Source organism: Aurantimonas sp. A2-1-M11 (assembly GCF_036549475.1).
Taxonomy (GTDB): domain Bacteria; phylum Pseudomonadota; class Alphaproteobacteria; order Rhizobiales; family Rhizobiaceae; genus Aurantimonas.
Window position 1 is genome coordinate 1 of sequence record NZ_JAZHLI010000137.1, and the last position, 4361, is coordinate 4361.

Annotated in this window: 2 protein-coding genes and 1 pseudogene; 1 reads left to right on the forward strand and 2 read right to left on the reverse strand. The window is 63.1% G+C overall.

The window, feature by feature from the left end:
- Positions 1-182 precede the first annotated feature (182 nt).
- The gene (locus VQ042_RS24740; RefSeq protein ID WP_331822923.1) at positions 183-782 is read left to right on the forward strand and encodes a DUF2585 family protein; all 600 of its coding nucleotides are present in this window, start codon (positions 183-185) and stop codon (positions 780-782) included.
- Between the two features lie 486 nt (positions 783-1268).
- Here the strand turns inward: VQ042_RS24740 and VQ042_RS24745 are convergent.
- Both VQ042_RS24745 and VQ042_RS24750 read right to left on the reverse strand, forming a co-directional pair.
- A pseudogene (locus VQ042_RS24745) lies at positions 1269-1410 on the reverse strand (ATP-binding protein); the annotation flags it as partial.
- Positions 1411-1569: 159 nt separating this feature from the next.
- Positions 1570-4140, reverse strand: coding sequence for a cation-translocating P-type ATPase (locus VQ042_RS24750; protein WP_331822924.1), 2571 nt, complete (start codon positions 4138-4140; stop codon positions 1570-1572).
- Positions 4141-4361 lie beyond the last annotated feature (221 nt).

Sequence of the window (4361 nt, forward strand, 5' to 3'; positions counted from 1 at the left end):
AGCACCGCTCGCATCGCAGGACAGACCGCCTTCGGCGCCATCCGCGACATCGCTGCTACGCTCTTCGCACCCGCTGCTCAGACCCTCTGATGCCAGCCACCTGAGCAGTTACGTCGCGGCAGGGGAACCCAAAAGCGCACCGCACGTAATGGAGGCTTTGGACGAAACGAGGATAGCAAAGCATGAGCGCGTGGCGGAAAAGTCCCGCAAAATGGTCCGCGGGGATTTCGTTCAATACCTATCTGTTGGTCGCAGCCGGATTCATCGCGCTTCAGGCGCTTGCTCTTCTTGCCATGGGCCAACCGCCAATCTGTGAATGCGGCTATGTCACGCTCTGGTCCGGCTCCGTCTCGGGCCCGGAGAATTCCCAGCAGCTCACTGACTGGTACACCTACACTCATATTATCCACGGGATTGCTTTTTATCTGATCCTCTGGCTCGTGGCACCGGCTACTCCCATCGGACTTCGGTTTGCAGTTGCCGTCGGGATAGAAGCCGGCTGGGAAGTGTTCGAGAACACGCCCCTCATCATCAATCGGTACAGGGAAGCGGCGCTCGCGCAGGGCTATTTCGGCGACAGCGTCATTAACTCCTTGTCCGACACGGTTGCAAGCGTCGGCGGCTTCGTCCTTGCGCGGACATTGCCAGTGTGGGCAATCGGTGTGCTTGTGATCGCAGCCGAGTTGTTTTCTGCCTACATGATCCGCGATAATCTCGTGCTCAACATCGTTCAACTCATCTATCCGAGCGAAGCCATCTCAAACTGGCAGGTTGGTAGCTGAAAAACTCCTGGCGCAACGCCGCTCATCCTCGGACGGTACGCCCTGTTTGATGCCCGGCGTCGGTCCCAACGACAGCCGCTCGCTCGGCTTCGACACTGAGTGCGACCTTGCCGTCGAAGCCCGCGAAGATGATCGGACCAACCGCCATGCGATTATGGGTCTACTCGCGGGCCTCGTCGGAGAGCATCTCGGGCGGGATTCAACCAGCATCGCTGAAGCGCTCGAGGGTGACAGGCTGATCGACGTCATCGATCGCCTCAACCGATCACGCGGCAGGCACCTTTCGCACCTTGATCCCGACAGCCTCGCGGTCTTCGAGGCATCATCATCGCAACATACCATCTGTTCGATCCTGCGGGAACGGAGGACAATTTTCGCCCGTGTCGGCGCCGCCGCAGCCTCGCAACGCAACTTCAGTGTCCAGCGACATTCGGAACTGACCCCTTGGCGCCATGAGGAACTGACCCCCCCATTGGGTTGCGCCTATCAGGCGTTCGCGGTTTGGGGCGCCGTTGCGGTTTTTTGCAAAAGACCGCAGTGGCGCTTTTCGCGCAGGCGATAGCTGTCGCCGCGGATGATGATGACGTGGGCTGTGGTGAAGCAGGCGATCGAGGATCGCCGTAGCGACCACGGGTGCTTTCTTCGGTCAGATGCTCGATCTCGGCGAGACCCTTCATCGCGGCGTCCTTGCTGGGAATCGGATGACAGACGAGATGTCGGCCGACTTCGATGAAGCAGAGTGCGTCCGACCCGATCCTGCGCACTGATGCAGGTTGGCCTTGAGTCCTTACACGGCAGCGGTTACCGGGGTTGCGACCGCCGCCCCGCGCTGCGCCCTCCGCCAGAGCGGCTTGAGCAGTTCGAGTGCCATCAGCACCGCCAGCCCAGCCAGCGGCGGCACCGCCAGAAACACAGGCTCCAGTGCGGCAAAGCCAAACAGGTCAAGCGCGGGTTGCCAGAACAGTGTGACCGCCAGCAAACTGCCGACGATCGGCAGCACGACTGCCAGCGCCGGGTTTGGCCGGCTGATCGCCGTCAAGATGGACGAGGACATCGAGCGGTCCACCAGGATCAACGCCACGATGCTGATCACCAATGCGGCGAAGGTCATCCCGCGCACTTGATCGCTGGACAGCCCGTAACCGGGGGCGAGCGCAAAGATCGTGGCGGTGACGCCCAGGACCAGCACGCCCTGCAGCAGGCTCCACAGAACCGTGGGGCCGGAAAACAGCGGCTCCTCTGGCGGGCGGGGCGGGCGGGACATGATGCCGTCTTCTTCTGTTTCCGCTTCGAACACCAGGGAACAGACCGGGTCGATCACCATTTCAAGAAAGGCGATATGCACCGGGCCGAACAGGATCGGCATGCCAAACAGCAACGGCATCAGCGCCAGCCCCGCGATAGGGACGTGGACGGCCAGGATAAAGCTCATCGCCTTGCGCAGGTTGTCGTAGATGCGCCGCCCCAGTCGGACCGTGGTGACGATCGAGCCGAAATCATCGTCCAACAGAACAATGCTGGCCGCTTCTCGCGCGACATCGGTGCCGCGGCCGCCCATCGCCACCCCGATATCCGCGGCCTTCAGCGAGGGCGCATCGTTCACCCCGTCGCCAGTCATTGCAACGACTGCGCCTGCGGCTTTCAACGCCAAGACGATGCGCAGCTTTTGTTCGGGCATGATGCGGGCAAAGATGGTGGCATCCTTGACGGCAGTAGCGAGATCAGCGTCAGCCATCTCGGCAAGCTCGGGCCCGGTGGTCACGCGGTCGCCTTGCAAGCCAGCATCGGCGGCAATGGCCTGTGCGGTGGCGGGATAGTCGCCGGTGATCATGATGACCCGGATCCCCGCACTGCGGCATTGCGCGACGGCCTCTGGTACCGACGCGCGCAAGGGGTCGGCAAGACCCACGAGACCCAAAAGGCGAAAACCGAAGTCGCACTGGCTTTTGGGTAGGCTTTCGCCGCGAAACGCGGCCTCCGCCACGGCCAGCACCCGCAGACCTGCCCCCGCCATCTGATCGACCTGCACGGTCAATGCCGCACGCGCGGTGGCGTCCAGCCTGCACAGAACGGCGATCGCCTCGGGGGCTCCCTTGGCTGCGACCTGCCAGCCCTTGCCCGGCGCACCCCAGACCTGCGACATCGCCAGAAGATCAGGCGACAGCGCATAGCTGCGAGACAAATTCTGCCCGGTGCCGGGCAAGGTTTCGCCAGTCCGAAGGTCGGCCTTTGCCAAGGCGTGAAACGCCTTTTCCATCGGATCAAAAGGATCCGGGGCCGAGGCCATCACCCCAGCCGCCACCAGTTCGCGGAACCCCGCTGGCAGCGTTGCGCCCACCTTGGCAACCCTGCCATCGGCCAAGCACAATTCGGAAATCGTCATGCGGTTTTCGGTCAGCGTCCCGGTCTTGTCGGTGCACAAGACACTTGCCGCCCCCAGAGTCTCAATGGCAGACGCGCGGCGCGTCAGCACCCGCACCTTGGAAATTCGCCAGGCCCCCATGGCCATGAACACGGCAAGGACCATTGGAAATTCTTCCGGCAGCATCGACATGCCAACGGCGATCCCCGCGAGCACGCCTTCCAGCCACCCCCCGCGCAGGAGCGCGTAGAGGATAACAACAGCGAGGCTGACTGCCGCGCCCACAGCCGCAAAGACGATGACCAGCTTGCGCATCTGAAGTTGCAGATGCGGCGTTTCGGTTTCCAGCTGACCCAGCGAGCTACCGATGCGGCCGATCTCTGACGCGGGGCCGGTTGCGGTGACCGTGGCCAGCGCCGTGCCGCGCACGATCAAGCTGCCAGAATAGACCATCGGCTGATCCTCGCCGCCGGGCCGCGCGTCGGTTGCTGGGCCAACAGTCTTGCGCACCGGAACCGCCTCGCCCGTCAGGAGGGATTCGTCGGCCGACAGGTCCTGCGCCGACAAGAGCGCCGCATCCGCCGGAACCCGGTCGCCTTCGGACAGCACGATCACATCGCCGCGCGCCACCTCGCGCCCCGCGATGCGCAACCGCTCCCCTTGCCGGATGACCAGCGCGCGTGGGCTTGTCAGGTCGCGCAACGCGTCCAACACCCGCTCGGTTCTGGCCTCCTGCACAACCGTAATGCCGACCGAGAGTGATGCGAAAACCAGCAGGATCACGGCTTCCTGGTGGTTGCCGAGCAAGAAATAGACGACTCCGCCCGCGACCAGCAGAGCCAGCATTGGCTCGCGCAGCACATCGAACACGATCCGCAGCGACGAGCGTCGGCGGGCGCGCGGCAGTTCGTTGAAGCCTTCGCTGGCAAGTCGGGAGGCCGCTTCGGCAGAGGTGAGACCCTGAGGACGAAGAGCAAGGTCGGCTGGATGATCCATGGGCGCTTTCAGCGAACTGGCGCGGGCTCGCCAAAGCACATTATGACACGCCCAAAGCAGCCTGCGCCGTGATGTGCATCAGCGTCAAGAAGGTGCCCCCCACACCCCCAGGGCAATCGGGTGAGTTGGCGCGTGACATTTGGTGCAAGTACTGAATCTGTGGGTTCCCAATTGATTCGATTGGGAGATTGCGGGAATGGCTGTGTCCGACGAGGCGATAC

Coding starts and splice junctions, on each gene's coding strand:
- VQ042_RS24740 (WP_331822923.1), top strand. CDS start 183: ATGAGCGCGTGGCGGAAAAGTCCCGCAAAATGGTCCGCGGGGATTTCG.
- VQ042_RS24750 (WP_331822924.1), bottom strand. CDS start 4,140: ATGGATCATCCAGCCGACCTTGCTCTTCGTCCTCAGGGTCTCACCTCT.